At 59.1% G+C, this 15,347-nt stretch carries 12 protein-coding genes; 6 read left to right on the forward strand and 6 right to left on the reverse strand.

Going from position 1 to position 15,347, the window contains the following annotated elements:
* Positions 1-74: 74 nt before the first annotated feature.
* From xylA to AB4X18_RS11430, 3 genes are all read right to left on the reverse strand, one after another.
* A complete protein-coding gene (xylA, locus tag AB4X18_RS11420; protein WP_370400198.1) occupies positions 75-1,370 on the reverse strand; it encodes a xylose isomerase in 1,296 nt (431 codons plus the stop codon).
* Positions 1,363-2,436, reverse strand: coding sequence for a LacI family DNA-binding transcriptional regulator (locus AB4X18_RS11425; protein WP_370400199.1), 1,074 nt, complete (start codon positions 2,434-2,436; stop codon positions 1,363-1,365). The genes xylA and AB4X18_RS11425 overlap by 8 nt, the downstream gene beginning before the upstream one ends.
* A gap of 244 nt (positions 2,437-2,680) precedes the next feature.
* Positions 2,681-3,622, reverse strand: a complete 942-nt coding sequence (locus AB4X18_RS11430) for an aminotransferase class IV (RefSeq protein WP_370400200.1) — start codon at positions 3,620-3,622, stop codon at positions 2,681-2,683.
* Positions 3,623-3,836: 214 nt separating this feature from the next.
* Between AB4X18_RS11430 and AB4X18_RS11435 the strand changes: the two genes are divergently transcribed.
* On the forward strand, positions 3,837-5,870 hold the full coding sequence (locus AB4X18_RS11435) for an ATP-binding protein (protein WP_432816610.1): 2,034 nt from the start codon (positions 3,837-3,839) through the stop codon (positions 5,868-5,870).
* 16 nt (positions 5,871-5,886) lie between these two features.
* Here AB4X18_RS11435 and AB4X18_RS11440 read toward each other — a convergent pair whose 3' ends face one another.
* The gene (locus AB4X18_RS11440) at positions 5,887-6,837 is read right to left on the reverse strand and encodes a 2-hydroxyacid dehydrogenase (RefSeq protein WP_370400202.1); all 951 of its coding nucleotides are present in this window, start codon (positions 6,835-6,837) and stop codon (positions 5,887-5,889) included.
* On the reverse strand, positions 6,834-7,790 hold the full coding sequence (locus tag AB4X18_RS11445; RefSeq protein ID WP_432816611.1) for a dihydrodipicolinate synthase family protein: 957 nt from the start codon (positions 7,788-7,790) through the stop codon (positions 6,834-6,836). Before AB4X18_RS11445 ends, AB4X18_RS11440 begins: the two co-directional genes overlap by 4 nt.
* Positions 7,791-7,978: 188 nt before the next feature.
* Between AB4X18_RS11445 and AB4X18_RS11450 the strand changes: the two genes are divergently transcribed.
* From AB4X18_RS11450 to tpiA, 5 genes are all read left to right on the forward strand, one after another.
* On the forward strand, positions 7,979-10,072 hold the full coding sequence (locus tag AB4X18_RS11450; protein WP_370400203.1) for a hydantoinase/oxoprolinase family protein: 2,094 nt from the start codon (positions 7,979-7,981) through the stop codon (positions 10,070-10,072).
* A complete protein-coding gene (locus tag AB4X18_RS11455) occupies positions 10,069-11,778 on the forward strand; it encodes a hydantoinase B/oxoprolinase family protein (protein ID WP_370400204.1) in 1,710 nt (569 codons plus the stop codon). The genes AB4X18_RS11450 and AB4X18_RS11455 overlap by 4 nt, the downstream gene beginning before the upstream one ends.
* Positions 11,778-12,551 (forward strand): HpcH/HpaI aldolase family protein, encoded by a 774-nt coding sequence (locus tag AB4X18_RS11460; RefSeq protein WP_370400205.1) that lies wholly within the window; start codon positions 11,778-11,780, stop codon positions 12,549-12,551. The genes AB4X18_RS11455 and AB4X18_RS11460 overlap by 1 nt, the downstream gene beginning before the upstream one ends.
* Before the next feature lie 31 nt (positions 12,552-12,582).
* A complete protein-coding gene (locus tag AB4X18_RS11465) occupies positions 12,583-13,425 on the forward strand; it encodes an NAD-dependent epimerase/dehydratase family protein (RefSeq protein WP_432816612.1) in 843 nt (280 codons plus the stop codon).
* A 79-nt stretch (positions 13,426-13,504) separates the two neighbouring features.
* Positions 13,505-14,245, forward strand: coding sequence for a triose-phosphate isomerase (gene tpiA, locus AB4X18_RS11470; RefSeq protein WP_370400206.1), 741 nt, complete (start codon positions 13,505-13,507; stop codon positions 14,243-14,245).
* Between the two features lie 17 nt (positions 14,246-14,262).
* Here the strand turns inward: tpiA and AB4X18_RS11475 are convergent, their stop codons facing one another.
* A complete protein-coding gene (locus AB4X18_RS11475) occupies positions 14,263-15,294 on the reverse strand; it encodes a fatty acid desaturase (RefSeq protein WP_370400207.1) in 1,032 nt (343 codons plus the stop codon).
* Between the last annotated feature and the right edge of the window lie 53 nt (positions 15,295-15,347).

Raw genomic sequence — 15,347 nt, forward strand, 5'->3', positions numbered from 1 at the left:
GGAGGCTGCGTTCCAACACACAAGGTACTTTCTGCATGGCGCGATAGAGGAACACACGCCGTGACGGGAAACCGTCAAACGAAGCGGTTCACAACATTCTCCAGGATTTCCTGGCGACCGGAACGTGGCATTGGATCAATTTTCCCGTCGGCGACCTTGGCGGCGATGGTTTCCAGATCCATGCCAAGCATAGCCTGCGCATCGGGGCTTTCCCAACCTGCATATCTGTTGCGTCGCATCTGTTCCAGCGTGCCGTCCTCCAGCATAGCCGCGGCCGCTTTCAATCCTCGGGCGCAAACATCCATGGCACCTGCATGGGCTGCAATCAGATCTTCGGGGTCCAACGACTGCCGACGCAGCTTCGCATCAAAGTTGGTGCCGCCGCTGGTAAATCCGCCGCCCTTGAGGATCTCATAATAGGCCAGCGCAACTTCCGGCACATTGTTTGGGAATTGGTCGGTGTCCCACCCGGACTGATAATCGTTGCGGTTCATATCGATGGAGCCGAAGATGCCTAAGGCCTGCGCCATGGCGATCTCGTGCTCAAAGCTGTGCCCGGCCAGTATCGCATGGCCCTGTTCGATGTTCATCTTCACCTCGTCTTCCAACCCGAAGCGTTTGAGGAAGCCATAAACTGTCCCGACATCGTAATCATACTGATGTTTCGTGGGTTCCTGTGGCTTTGGTTCGACAAGGATGGCACCCTTGAAACCGATCTTGTGCTTGTAATCGACGACCACGCTCAGAAACCGACCCATATGCTCGGTTTCTGCGGCAAGGTCTGTGTTCAGCAACGTCTCATACCCTTCACGGCCCCCCCAAAGCACGTAATTCTCGCCGCCAAGTGCGTGCGTGGCATCCAGGCAATTCTTTACCGTCGCGGCAGACCAGGCAAAAACCTCTGGATCAGGGTTGGACGCGGCACCGGCCATGAACCGCCGGTGCGAGAACAGGTTCGCGGTGCCCCAAAGAAGTCGCGTGCCGGTTTGTTCCATCTTCTGCGCGAAGATATCGGTGATTTCGGAAAACCGCCGGGCGCTTTCCGCAAATGTTGCACCCTCGGGCCGGATATCGGCGTCGTGAAAACAGAAATAGGGAACATTGAGGATCTGGAACATCTCAAACGCGACGTCCGCTTTCAGCCGCGCATCTTCCATGGTGTCGCCGAACCAGGGCCGCTCAAAGGTCTGGCCACCGAAGGGATCGCCCCCGGGCCAGGCAAAGCTGTGCCAATAGGCCGCCGCGAACCGCAGGTGGTCTTCCATCCGTTTGCCCAACAGCACTTCGTCCGGATTGTAGTGACGAAATGCCATTTGGTCGCTTTCCGGATCATAACGAAGCGGGGAGAGAGTGCCGAAGAAGTCAGTCATGGTCAGGCCTTTCATCATGGGGAATGTGGGTGGCGGACGGCAGGTTGTCGCGCAGAAAAATTGCGGGTGTGATCAAGCCGGTGTTCTGCAGCGGCATCCGGTCAGCGGCGTGGCGCATCAACGCGAAAGCGCGGTCAATCTCCTGCTCAGGCTGCTGGTCGATGACCGCATCGACAAGCCCGGCTTCGATCGCATGTCGTGTATCGGTGGTCAGCTCGTGCAGGACACAAAACGGTCGTGGCAGCGTGGGGAGGCGTGCGGCCATCGTCCGAATAATCCCGTTATTGCCGGCACCAAGACCATAGATCGCCGTAATCTCTGGATGTAGCAGCAGGCGTTCCGCCAGAAGGCTCTCCACCAGCGGTCCCTGGTCCAATCCTGCAAGTGGGGACAGCACTGTCACATGCGGGAAGTCACGCGCCAGCACGAATTGCGCACCCGCCAACCGCTCCGCGTGATCGCGCAGGACATGTGAGCCCAGAATGATCTGAACGGTACCGAAATTCGCTGCCTGCGCCATCCCGATCAGTCGTCCCGCCGTGCGCCCCGCCGCGAAATTGTCCACACCGACATATCCCGCCAGCGCAGGCGCTTGCACATCCGATACCAAAGTAACGACTGCAACACCGCTTTCGCGTAGCGCACCCAGCGCATGCGCGACATCGGGATGATCAATCCCCACAACGGCCAACCCATCAAAATCTTGCCCACGCAGGCCGTGCAATTCTGTGCACAGTGCTTGGACGTTGAACGCATCCACATCAAACACCTGCACTTCAACCTGTGAGGCAGGGATGGTTGCCACCCGGTAACGTATCAACTGGCGCATATGATCAAAGAACGCATTCTCGCCAGCGGGCAGGACGAACCCAAAGCGATACACGCGCTGCTGTGAAAGGTTCGCCGCAGCGATATTGCGTACGTATCCCAAGGATTCGATGGCCGCCTGTACCTTGGCTCTTGATCTTTCTGCGACGCCGCCGCGTGCATTCACGACCCTGTCTGCAGTCGCATAGCTTACGCCTGCGCGCTTGGCGACGTCACTAAGCGTAGGTGTTCGAAGCATGTCGATCAGATCATCCTGAAGCGTTTTGAGGAGTTTATGGGACGATATGCAAGAAAATGAAAGACGTCTATCAAAAAAATGCAAGACGTCTTTCAATTGGCACTCACGCTCAATGCCAGCAATGCAATTCGCAAGCTCCACCTTCCTGGTTTTTTGTGCCGACGGACCAGATGGTCAGATCCTGCAGGTTCATACCCGCAGTGCCAGGCGCAGCAGATAAACCACGTCAAAGCGTCCCGGTGATCTAGGCGCTTTTGGCCTTCATTGCATCGACATGATCTTCGATCATTTTCTTGTAAAGCGCGCGAATACGTTCGGTCACAGGGTTGTGGCCATCACCAATCGATTTGCCATCGATTTCCCGAACAATGGTCTGCGCCCCGAAAGTGCCTGTCAGAAACGCTTCATCTGCGCCGTAGGCTTCGTAAAGCGAATAATTCTTTTCTCGTATGGGTATTCCGTTCGTCTGGCACAGCTCGATTACTTTCGCGCGGGTCACACCGTTCATGCAGTAATCACCGGTTGATGTCCAAACCTCGCCCTTGCGGACAATGAAGAAATTGCAGGCATTTGTCGTATTCACGAAGCCATGGGGGTCAAGCATCAAGGCCTCGTCCGCCCCGGCCTGTTCGGCCTGAAGGCAGGCAATCACGCAATTCAGTTTCGAATGGCTGTTCAATTTGGCATCCTGCGCGTGCGGCACGCCACGCACCTGCGGCACACTGGCCAAACGGATGCCGATTGTCCCCAGGTGCGTGGCGGGGCGTGAATGCTCCATGATGATCACAAGTGTCGGACCTGACCGGCTGAGCGCGGGATGTTGGAAAGGCTTGTCCTTGATCCCGCGCGTCAGCATCAACCGGCAATGGACGTCCGTGGTCATCTCGTTCGCCGCCGCAGTCTGTTCCAGCGCTGCCATGATGCCCTTGCGGTCCATTCCGGCATCCAGAGATACGGCTTTGCACGAGGCAAAGAATCGATCCATGTGCGCGTCAAAGAATGCCCAGATACCGTCATACAGACGCATCCCCTCCCACATGCCGTCGCCCAACATGAACCCGGAATCATAGACAGAAACGACAGCCTTATCGCGATGATAGAGCGCCCCGTTCACATAGATCTGGATGTCCTTGTTGCGGGCGTCTTCCTGTGCGTCATGGGTGGTGGGGGCGGTGTCAGGGGGCATGTTCAATCCGGTGTTGGCGTCACCTCGCATCTGACAATTCGTGGTCCTCAGGCGCAAGCCCCGATATTTGCGTTTGCGTTAACCTGCCCTCCAGACTTTGCTGCGATAGCTGGCGGTTCGCAGGCGGGGTCATCTCCCGTGTAATAAGACAACCGACGGATCCAGAAGTATGCGATGTGACACCGCCTTCCATCAACTCGTTTCAAGACTGAAGGTGCGGCTTTTTGCGGTCGCGCAGGTCTGCGGTTTGCTGGGAGTTCTGTCAGGTGGCCTTCTGGGCGCTGTTCAAGCCCTTGCGCAGGCCCAGACCGATGCCCCCGTCAGATTCGCCTACCACGAATTCGCACCTTATTCCTTCACCGGGGCCGACGGGACAGCACAGGGACTCGCCATTGATCTTGCCCGGCGTTTGGCGGAAGCGGACGGACGCACGCTCAATGCTGTTCGGGCAAGCAATCCGGCTGGTGTTATCGACATGTTGGCCCGGGGTGAAGCCGATGTGTCCAATCTTCTTGGCCAGACCGATGCGCGTGCGGAGCTTGCGCCATATACTAGTGCCCTGGGCACCTTCCGCACCCTGCTTTTTGCAAAGAAGGACGGGACCGAACGCCGCGTTGAGGATTTTGCGGGCCGACGCATCGGTGCCGTGTCGGGATCGGTTGGAATGAAGGTTGTCAAACTTGTCCCGGACGCGCAGGTGGTGCCAATCGGCAGTCTGGACCAACTGATCATGGCAATGATGACCGAACAGGTGGATGCGATTGTCGCCCCTGCCAACGGACTGCAGTCGCGGCTTCGCTTGATGGGGATTGATCCGTTGGTCGACGCCATCGAACCGGCCTTGGCCGAATTCCCGCTGGTCTTCTATGTCAGCCCACAGCGTCCTGATCTGCTGGCCGCTTTCAATGCCGAGATAAATGGCAATCTGACCCCTGCCGAGATCAGCGCATTTTACGATATCTGGTTCGGCACGCCAACCCGTATCATCGAACGGGAGATCATCCTGTGGGGCAGTTTCCTCCTGGCGATATTCGCGTCCGGTGCGGTCATTGCCATGCGGCGCAGCATGTCACATGCGCGTACCGTCAAACGCTTGGGCAAGGAAACGGAAGAAAACCGTCTACTGGTGGATGCGCTTGACGGTGTGGAAGCCGCGATTGCGATCTTCGACGACAATTTCCGCACCGTGCATTGGAACAAGGGGTTCTCCCGTGCCTTTCCGGAAATGATCGGCAGCATGAAGAAGGGGGGATCACTTCGTGAAATGGTCACGGAATCCTTCGTCAGCGGCAATATGTCTGAGGCCAAGTCGCCCGATGAAGCACGCAGGATGACTGACAACCTGCTTGTGAAACTGAAGGCGGGGCACACGATGCGCCGAATGCTCAAGGGCACCCACGGCCAGGTTTTCGAAGCCGCAGATTTCCGTGTCGGGGCGAAACACTATGCATCTGTGCGTGTCGACATGTCCAACCTCTATGATCAGGCGCAGCTGATATCCAGCCAAAACGTGAGGCTTGAGACATCAAACAAAAAACTGGAACACTTCACGATGCTTGTGGCCCATGACCTCAAGGCGCCGCTTCAGCAGCAGACCGGCTTGCTCGAATTTCTGGAGGAAGACCTGCAGGCTTCCTGCCATGCCTTGCCGGATGAAGTCCTGGAAAACATGGGTGTCATGCAAACCCTTTCGCGGCGCATGACCCAATTGGTCGAAGACCTTCTTGACCATGCCACGGCCGATGAACAATCGCTTTTCCCGGTTTTCGTGAATATTGCGGACCGTCTGAAAGCGATCCTGCCGTTGGCTGCGCTTCGCGTTGGGTTTCGTGTCGATATCGCACCGGATATCCCGGACATCCTTGTAGACCCAACCGCTCTTGATGCGGTGCTGCGCAACTTGATTTCGAATGCCGTCAAACATCATGACCGGGCCGAAGGGGTGATCTGCATCCGCGGTCATGTTGACGGAGAAACCATCGTCATCGAGGTTGCCGATGATGGACCGGGAATACCGGAGAAATACCGCAAACGCATCTTTGAACCGTTTGAAAGGCTGTCCGCCAAAAGGGAAGGATCGGGTCTGGGCCTGTCCTTCCTCAAGAAGACCGTTTCAGCATGGGGGGGAGAGGTTTCTGTATCCTGTCCGCCCGGACAGGGCAGCGTTTTCCGCTTTACGGTACCGCGCGTGCCACCCGCCATTCTGCAGGCGCGCGCGGCGCAAACGACCGTTGCAAAGCTTTACTGAACGGGCAACGTATCCCTCAAACCCGGTTGGGCGGGGTATTCCCACTAAAGAATGCCTTGAGATTGTCCAACGCCATCAATCCCATCTGCTCCCGCACCTCCAGTGCGGAGGTTCCCAAATGCGGCAGCAGCGTCACGTTTTCCATCCGGGTCAGGGCCGCTGGCACGGTTGGCTCGAACTCGTACACATCCAGACCCGCGCCTGCGATCTTGTTCGCTTGCAGTGCATCAATCAGCGCGGTCTCGTCCACCACGTCACCGCGGGCGATGTTGATCAAGTACGCATGCGGTTGCATCGCTGCCAATGCCGCCGCGTTAACAAGATGATGCGTTTGTGGCGTGGCGGGAACCGCGAGAACAACCACGTCTGCCGCTTTCAGAACGGCCTCCAGATCCGGCAACTGGCGCGCGGGAAAGGGCAGGTCATTTAGCTTGGACCGGTTATAGAACACGATGTCCATATCGAAGCCGCCCTGCGCGCGCTTGGCAATCGCCTGACCGATGCGGCCCATGCCCACCACACCCAGCCGTTTGCCGGTCAGGTGCATCCCCAAAAGCTGCGTCGGATGCCAGCCTTCCCATGTTCCGGCGCGTACCATGCGCTCCCCCTCACCAGCGCGTCTGCACGTCATCAGCATCAGTGTCATGGCGATGTCTGCCGTGGCATCCGTCACGGCGCCGGGGGTGTTGGTAACCTCGATTCCCGCGTCGCGCGCGGCTTCTGCGTCGATGTGATTGAACCCGACGCCGAAGTTCGCAAGGATCCTGCACCGATGCGTCCCCGCCAACGCCTGGGCATCAAAGCGGTCTCCCAAGGTCGGCAAAACGGCGTCATAGTCGCGCAGGGCGGTCGCAATTTCATCCCGGCTAAGGGGCGTGTTTTCCGGGCGGACCGTCACCTCAAAGCTTTCCATTGCGGCTGCTACAACCGTTTTGGGCAAGGGCCGCGTGATCAAAAGGCGGGTCATGCGGACGTGTACTGCAATGCGACATCTGCACCCAGCTCATCCAGCCGGATGTGCAGTCGGTCCATCAGCCGATCAACCTCTGCCGCCGTCACCTTGTCCAGCATCGCGCCGGGCGCGCGCAGGGCCGCTGACGCGATCACCCTGCGCCGCGCCAGCACATGTTTGCGCACGGCCAGCCCCTGACCGGGCTGCATCTCGTACCTGATGAGCGGCATGTAGGCGTCAAACAGATCCTGCGCGCGATCCTGATCGCCAGCGGTCATCAGACGACAGACATCCACCATCATTTCGGGGTAGGCAAAACCGGTCATCGCGCCGTCTGCACCACGGGCGATTTCCTCCACCAGGAAACTGCCACCGTTGCCACACAGCACCGAAATGCGCCGCCGCCCCCCCGTCTCGGCGGCACGCAGCGTGCTGATCTTGTTCAGGCCGGGCCAGTCCTCGTGCTTGAGCATCACGATCGACGGCATGTCATCAATGATCCGACCCAGAATATCATCACTGATATGCACGCCGGTCGTGAGCGGAAAATCCTGCAACACCACGGGCGTATCGGGACCCAAAGCCGAGACGACGCCACCGTAGTACCCATGGATCTGAGGGTCGGTCTTGAGAGCGCCCGGCGGCGCGACCATCACGCCTGCCGCGCCCATTTCCATCACCTCGGCTGAAAGTGCCGTCAACGCAGCCAATCCCGGAGAGGACACGCCGACAATTACGGGCACATCGCCCGCCCGGCCGATCACGCGTCGCGCCACTTCGGCGGATTCCGTCGGGGTAAGTTTGGGCGCTTCGCCCATCATGCCGAGAATGGTCAGACCGTCCGCACCTGCTTGCAGGTAGAAATCTGTCACCCTGTCCAGCGACGCCCAATCAATTGCGCCTTCAGGCGTGAAGGGCGTGACTGAGATCACAAAGACGCCTTTCGCGGCCTCAGTGAGTTTTGCCATGGGTGTCTCCTTGCGCAGCATTGTCGGGAAAGTGCTTCAACCGCTATCCGCCTGCAAGGGGGAAGGGCAATTGAAGTCGGCGTGCAGATTATGGATTTTGTCTTCCTTGCGTCCTGTGCATAGTCCTCCAATGCGGCTCAACTGAGGAATCGTCAGAGCATTGCGGGGCGCGGGCAAAGGAATACACCATGAAAAGCACCTCCATCCGCTTGGGTGCCGATATCGGCGGGACATTCACGGATGTTGTGCTTGAAAAGGGCGGCGGCGTTTTCTCGACCAAGGTGCTGACCACCTACGACGCGCCGGAAAACGCGATCATCAACGGGATGCACCAGGTCTGCGCGCAGGCTGGGATCACACCGGATCGGATAGGCCAGATCATCCACGGCACAACGCTGGCAACCAATGCGCTGATTGAACGGCGCGGGGCCAAGACTGCGTTGATCACCACGCAAGGGTTTCGCGACGTGATCGAAATGCGCACCGAATCCCGGTTTGAACAATACGATCTGAACCTGAATCTGCCCGACCCACTGCTGCCGCGCCAGGCGCGTTTTACCGTGACGGAGCGCGTGAATGCCATGGGCGAGGTGATGATCCCGCTTGACCGGGCTGACGTCGAAGCGGTTGCCGACCGCATCGCGCAGGCGAGATACGACAGTGTCGCTGTGGGCCTGATCCATTCCTACCTCAACCCCGCGCATGAACAGATGGTACGCGATGTGCTGACCGAACTGTTGCCTGACCTTTCCGTCTCCATCTCTGCGGAAGTGTCCCCGCAGATGCGTGAATACGAACGGTTCAATACTGTCGTGGCCAATGCCTACATCAAACCGTTGATGGCCTCCTATCTCGGTCGGTTGGAAGACCGGTTGGCGGCGGAAGGTGTGGGATGCCGCGTCTTCCTGATGCACTCGGGTGGCGGGATCACCTCGCTCAGCAATGCGGCGGAATTTCCGGTGCGTCTGGTGGAATCCGGCCCTGCTGGCGGGGCGGTGTTCGCCGCACATATCGCCGGGGGCTACGGCATTGACAAGGTGCTCAGCTTTGACATGGGCGGCACCACAGCCAAGATCTGCCTGATCAAGAACCAGACCCCGAAAACCAGCCGCGTGTTCGAAGTGGCACGCACCTACCGCTTCAAGAAAGGGTCCGGCATGCCGATTTCGATCCCGGTGATTGACATGGTGGAGATTGGTGCAGGCGGTGGCAGTCTTGCCCATGTGGACAGCATGCGACAGATCCGTGTTGGCCCCGAAAGCGCCGGATCAGAACCTGGGCCGGCTTGCTATGGCCGCAGCGGGGACAAACCGGCCGTGACCGATGCCGATCTGGTTCTGGGCAAGCTGGACCCGGACACTTTCGCGGGTGGTTCGATCCCCCTGTTTCCTGACCAGGCGAAGGCCGTTCTGGATCACCACATTGCACAGGAACTGGACACGGATGCGGTGGGTGCCGCCTTCGGCATTGCCGAAGTGGTGGACGAAAACATGGCCAACGCGGCGCGCGTGCATGCGGTTGAGAATGGCGAAGACCTCAGCGAATACACCATGATTGCCTTTGGTGGGGCAGCACCCCTGCACGCAGGTCGCTTGTGCGAAAAGCTGGGCGTGGATCGGTTGATCGTGCCGCCCGGTGCCGGTGTCGGCTCGGCCATCGGGTTCCTGCGCGCGCCCTACAGTTTCGAAGCGAACCGGTCCGTCTACATGAAGCTCAGTGACTTTGATGCCAAGGTCATTCGTGATCTGCTGACCGAACTCAAGCGCGAAGCGACGGGGTTTGTGCGGACTTGTGACGCTCAAGCGGAGATACTGAGCGAATTCAAGGTTTACATGCGGTACACAGGACAGGGCTGGGAAATCCCGATTGATTTGGCCGAAGATCAGGCCATGACACCTGACGCCGCCACCTTCGAAAGACGTTTTGAAGAGGAATACATCAAGCTATTTGCCCGTCCTGTTGCGGGTATGGATATCGAAATCACGGTCTGGTCTGTCAACGCCACCACCCGGCCCGAACGGATATCACCTGTAGAACCCGTGCCTGCCGGGCAGCCTGCAAAACCATCCGGCATGCGCCAGATCTTCGACCCGGCCAGCGCCAGCTTTCTTGAAGCGCAGGTCATCGAACGTGCCGCGATCACGACAGGCCAGCGCGCCACAGGCCCCGCAGCCGTGACCGAAGACGAAACCACCATTATCATCCCCAGCAGCCGCGAAGCGATCTGCCAGCCTGACGGCTGCATCGATGTGCGCGCCAAGGGGCAGGGGGTTTGGACATGAGCCAGCAGCATTCCAATGTCGCCTTCCAGGTCATGTGGAACCGCCTGATCTCAGTGGTGGAGGAACAGGCGCAAGCACTTGTGCGGACGGCTTTTTCCACTTCCGTGCGCGAAGCGGGCGACCTGTCTGCCGGGGTGTACGACACGCAGGGTCAGATGCTGGCGCAGGCGGTGACGGGTACGCCGGGGCATGTGAACGCCATGGCCGATGCAGTGGCGCATTTCATTCGCCGCATTGGACGGCAGAACATTTTCGAAGGGGACATCTACATCACCAATGATCCTTGGGAAGGGACGGGCCATCTGCACGACATCACCATGGTCACCCCGTCTTTTCACAAGGGCGTTCTGGTGGGGTTCTTCGCTTGCACGGCGCATGTGGTCGACATCGGTGGGCGCGGGTTTGGCGCGGATGCGCACAGCGTCTACGAGGAGGGGCTTTATATCCCGATCATGAAATTCGCCGTGCGCGGCGAAGTGGATGAAACCCTGACCCGGATCATCCGCGGCAACGTGCGCGAACCGGATCAGTTGATCGGCGACATTTACGCTTTGGCGACTTGCAACGAAATCGGCCACCGTCGCCTGATCGACATGATGGAAGAATTCGCGCTCGATGATCTGGGCGGGATCGCGGCGTTCATCCTCGACAATTCGCGCCGTGCAACCCTTCAGGCCATCGCGGCGCTGCCTCGCAAGGAGGCGCAGGGCGAGATGACGGTGGACGGGTTTGACACGCCCATCACGCTCAAGGTCAAGGTAACCGTCAAAAGCGACCGCATCCTGACGGATTTCACAGGCACATCCGGTGTGGACAAGAAGGGCATCAATTGCCCGCTGGTCTATGCCAAGGCCTATGCCTGCTATGCGCTCAAGGTCGCTATTGCGCCTGACATTCCCAACAACGCCGCAAGTCTTGCGCCTTTCGAAGTGACCGCCCCCGAAAACACAATCGTCAACGCCGTCCATCCCGCACCCGTCGCACTGCGTCACATCGTTGGTCACTTTGTTCCGGATGTGGTGTTTGACGCCTTTGACAAGATCGTGCCGGGTCTGGTGCCTGCCGAAGGGGCGGGGTGCCTTTGCAATTTCCAGCTCTCCTTGCGCCCTCGCACGGATGCACCTGCGCCGCCAGATGCGCGCCGGGTCGAGGTGCTGACGTTCAATTCCGGTGGTTCTGGCGCGCGTCCTGAACATGACGGCCTGAACGCAACCGCATTCCCTTCGGGCGTGATGACCATGCCGATCGAAGCGACGGAACATGCAGGTCCCGTCATCATCTGGCGCAAGGAACTACGCCCTGACAGCGGAGGCGCCGGACGCACCCGTGGCGGCCTCGGGCAATACATGGAGGTCGGCGCGATGGACGGGCACGAATTTGACATTCAGGCAATGTTTGATCGCGGCGCGCATCCCGCGCGCGGTCGGCGCGGCGGGGCGGCAGGAGCGCCTACGACAATTGCACAGGATGACGGAACGACGATGCGCGTGAAGGGCAAGCAATTCGTCCCGCACGGGCGCAAGGTGTTGATGGCCTTTCCCGGGGGCGCGGGTTATGGCGATCCGTCAAAGCGGGATCCGGCAGCGGTCAAACGGGACCTCGCACGCGGCTATATTTCGGCCGAGGCTGCTGCAAGCGACTACGGCCTTTCGGATGCAGACATAGCCGCCGTTCAGGATGCCATCGCAAAAGGACAGGAAATCTGATGCAGCTTGCAACGAACGCTTTTAATCAAGCCCTCAAGGCGCAGCAAAAGCAGATCGGTCTCTGGGTCAGCCTGTGCAGCAACTTCGCTGCGGATGTGGTCGCGCCTGCCGGTTTTGACTGGGCGCTCGTGGATATGGAGCATAGCCCGAACGATTATCTCAGCGTTTTAGGTCAACTTCAGGCATTCGCAGCCAGCGACACCACCGCCATCGTACGTGTCGAATGGAATGATGCCGTTGCGGTCAAACGCCTGCTCGATCTGGGGGCGCCGGGGCTGATGTTCCCGATGATCCAATCGGTGCAAGAGGCACAGCGCGCCATCGCCGCTACTCGTTATCCGCCGCATGGCGTGCGGGGGTTTTCCGGTGGAACACGGGCCAACAAGTTCGGACGCATCGCTGACTACACTGCGCGGATCGAGGATGAGACGACAATCCTGCTGCAACTCGAAACCCGCGCAGCGATTGAACAGGCTGAGCAGATCGGCACCCTCGAAGGTGTTTCGGGTGTGTTTTTCGGGCCTGCGGATATTGCCGCGGATATCGGCAAGCTGGGACAACCCCTTGATCCGGAAGTCTGGACGTTGATCCGCCCTGCCGCGCAGAAGCTCATGGCGCGAAATGTGCCCGTGGGCACACTAGTACAAAACGCCGATTTCGCCGCTGAATTGCTGAACGACGGGTTCACATTCGTCGCCTGCGGTGCCGATACCGGACTGCTTGCGCGTGCCACCGATGCCCTGTTGGCTGACGTCAAAAGCAAACTCAATTGAAACGTTGAATCCCCATAAAGGACCCGAACCCATGAAAAAACTTGTTCTCACCGGTGCTGCCGGCCGCCTTGGTTCCTACTTGCGCGAACCGCTGTCCAAGATGTGCGACGCTCTTGTTTCGACTGATCAGGTCGACGCGTTGGACGGGCTTCTGTCCAACGAAACCTACGTCAAAGCCGATCTTGCGGATATGGACGCGATGCTCGATCTGCTCAAAGGCGCAGACATGGTGGTACATTTCGGTGCCATCGTGGATGAGGCTCCGTTTGAGGAACTGCTCGGCCCAAACTTCATCGGTGCCTACAACATCTGGGAAGCTGCACACCGCAACGGTCTGCGTCGGGTGGTCTATGCCTCTTCGATCCACGCCGTCGGGATGCATCCCAAGAACCAGTGCATCGGCATTGACGCAGCACACAAGCCTGACACCTTTTATGGCCTTGCAAAGTGCTTTGCCGAAGACCTTGCCAGCATGTACTGGGACAAACGCGGATTGGAAGCGGTGTGCTTACGCATTCTCAGCTGTGCGCAGGTCTCAAACCCCCGCGCGGTGGGAAGCTGGCTCAGCTATGATGATCTGATCCAGCTTGTTACACGTGCCGTCGACACGCCGATCACCGGATTTTCCATTGTCTACGGGGTATCCAACAACGACCGCGCGCCTGTTGACAATACGGGGGCCGCACATCTGGGCTACCGCCCGAAAGACAACGCCGAACAGTTTGCGCAGGAGATCTATGCCGAAGCCGGGCCGCTTGATCCACAGGATCCGGGCAACTTCTACCATGGTGGGCCGTTTGCCGCAGTTGATTTGGGCAACAGCGGCATGGCCTTGTTGAACCTCAAAGAGGATGATGTTGGCAAGGGTCGCTAGGCCCGGGACCGCCTATTTGCCGTACGCTCCATGTGACCCATAAGGGCGTCTGCAGCCTTACCGAAAGGGAACCCCACCCATGACCCAAAGATGCAAATTTGCCGCCGGAAATTGGAAGATGTTCGGCACCTCTGCCGACCTGTCCCACGTGGATGCGATTGCGCAGGCCGCGCGGGACTTGGCGGGCATCGTCACTGTTCTGTGCCTGCCTGCTACGCTTCTGTCGCGGGCGGCGGACAGCGGGCTGGCGCTTGGCGGGCAGGATTGCCACACCGCTTCGCAAGGGGCGCATACAGGCGATACTGCTGCCACGATGCTGGCGGATGCCGGGGCCAGTTACGTGATCGTGGGCCATTCCGAACGGCGCAGCGATCATGGTGAAAAGGACGCGGATATCGCGGCCAAGGCGCAAGCCGCGTGGGCCGCTGGGCTGACCGCGATCATCTGTATCGGAGAGACGCGCAAAGACTACGAAGCGGGCCGAACGCTGGACGTCCTGCGCACCCAGATCAGCGGTTCCGTCCCGCAGGGGGCAACGCCGCAAAACACCGTCATCGCCTATGAACCGGTCTGGGCAATCGGTACGGGTCTGACACCGACATCTGAGGAAATACAGACCACGCATGCAGAAGTCCGTGACATGCTGGCCAGCCACACCGGCGACGGCGCGGACCTTTCGGTCCTCTACGGCGGATCGGTCAAGGCGGCCAACGCGGCAGAGATTTTCGCGCTGCCGGACGTCGATGGCGGTCTGGTGGGCGGTGCGTCCCTGAAGGCGGCCGATTTTATCCCGATCATGAAAGCGCTGGCGGCATCCTGAGCGGCCATCGCCTTACGTCAGCGTAACGCCCGCACCTGCGCAAAGGATAGCAGGGTCCTGCTCTCTTCATCCCACAGATGCAGTCGCGCGCTGGCAAGGCTTTCGCGGATTGTCATCCGGTTGCCTTCGGCCAGTGCGGTATGATCCCGGAGCACTTCAGGCAGGCGGTAGAACGGGATACGGCTGTACAGGTGGTGCACATGGTGAATGCCGATATTGGCACTGACCCACTGCAAAACCGACGGTAGGACATAATGCGAACTGCCGTGAAGGGCAGCATGGTGCAAATCCCAATCGGGCTCCTCCTCCCAATGGGTCGCTTCGAACTGATGCTGAACGTAAAAGAGCCACACACCTGCGGTGGCTGCGAGGATTGTCGAGGGCAGAAATATCAACAAGATCGGCATCAGCCCGCCGAAATAGAGGATCAATGACAATGTGATGAGGATCGCGGCATTGGTACACATCGCGCTGACCCAGTATCGGGCATTGGCCATCAAGCCCAGCGGCAGCCTGTTCTGTAAAAAGAAAAGGTATCCCGGTCCAAGTCCGAAAAGCACAATGGGGTGACGATAGAGGCGGTAACCAAGACGCTTCAGCGGCGATAACGCTTGATATTCGGCAACCGTCAATGTGTGAATATCCCCGATCCCGCGCCGACCAAGATTTCCCGCCGCACTGTGATGAAGCGCATGGGACCTGCGCCAGACGTCGTAAGGTGTCAACGTCAACACACCCAGTACACGCCCCAGCCAATCGCTGAGCGTGCGGTTGTTGAAGAATGCGCCATGCCCGCAATCGTGCTGTATCGCAAACAGCCTGAGAAGAAACGCGGCGTTGCACAGCGAAATAGCAATCGTCAGCCAAGCGCTGATGGAGAGCGACAACCACGCAAGTGCCCAAAGAGCCACAAACGGGACGAGAGTGACCGCCAGTTCAAGAGCGCTGCGCCCCACGTCTGGCTCGCGATACTTGGAAAGGGTCTTTACCCAGTCGCGGGCATGGAGTGGCCCGTGGTCTGGTTGCGCGGCGCCGGATTTATTCTGCATCTGCCTGCTTCATGTTTTTATTTGCGCAAGTGATAAACGAAAGCACGTGCAGG

The sequence above is a fragment of the Sulfitobacter rhodophyticola genome, assembly GCF_041281685.2.
Taxonomy (GTDB): domain Bacteria; phylum Pseudomonadota; class Alphaproteobacteria; order Rhodobacterales; family Rhodobacteraceae; genus Sulfitobacter.

Excerpts from the sequence above, each read along its gene's own strand:
- xylA (WP_370400198.1), bottom strand. The coding sequence starts at position 1,370 with ATGACTGACTTCTTCGGCACTCTCTCCCCGCTTCGTTATGATCCGGAA.
- AB4X18_RS11425 (WP_370400199.1), bottom strand. The coding sequence starts at position 2,436 with ATGCTTCGAACACCTACGCTTAGTGACGTCGCCAAGCGCGCAGGCGTA.
- AB4X18_RS11430 (WP_370400200.1), bottom strand. The coding sequence starts at position 3,622 with ATGCCCCCTGACACCGCCCCCACCACCCATGACGCACAGGAAGACGCC.
- AB4X18_RS11440 (WP_370400202.1), bottom strand. The coding sequence starts at position 6,837 with ATGACCCGCCTTTTGATCACGCGGCCCTTGCCCAAAACGGTTGTAGCA.
- AB4X18_RS11445 (WP_432816611.1), bottom strand. The coding sequence starts at position 7,790 with ATGGCAAAACTCACTGAGGCCGCGAAAGGCGTCTTTGTGATCTCAGTC.
- AB4X18_RS11450 (WP_370400203.1), top strand. The coding sequence starts at position 7,979 with ATGAAAAGCACCTCCATCCGCTTGGGTGCCGATATCGGCGGGACATTC.
- AB4X18_RS11455 (WP_370400204.1), top strand. The coding sequence starts at position 10,069 with ATGAGCCAGCAGCATTCCAATGTCGCCTTCCAGGTCATGTGGAACCGC.
- AB4X18_RS11460 (WP_370400205.1), top strand. The coding sequence starts at position 11,778 with ATGCAGCTTGCAACGAACGCTTTTAATCAAGCCCTCAAGGCGCAGCAA.
- AB4X18_RS11465 (WP_432816612.1), top strand. The coding sequence starts at position 12,583 with ATGAAAAAACTTGTTCTCACCGGTGCTGCCGGCCGCCTTGGTTCCTAC.
- tpiA (WP_370400206.1), top strand. The coding sequence starts at position 13,505 with ATGACCCAAAGATGCAAATTTGCCGCCGGAAATTGGAAGATGTTCGGC.
- AB4X18_RS11475 (WP_370400207.1), bottom strand. The coding sequence starts at position 15,294 with ATGCAGAATAAATCCGGCGCCGCGCAACCAGACCACGGGCCACTCCAT.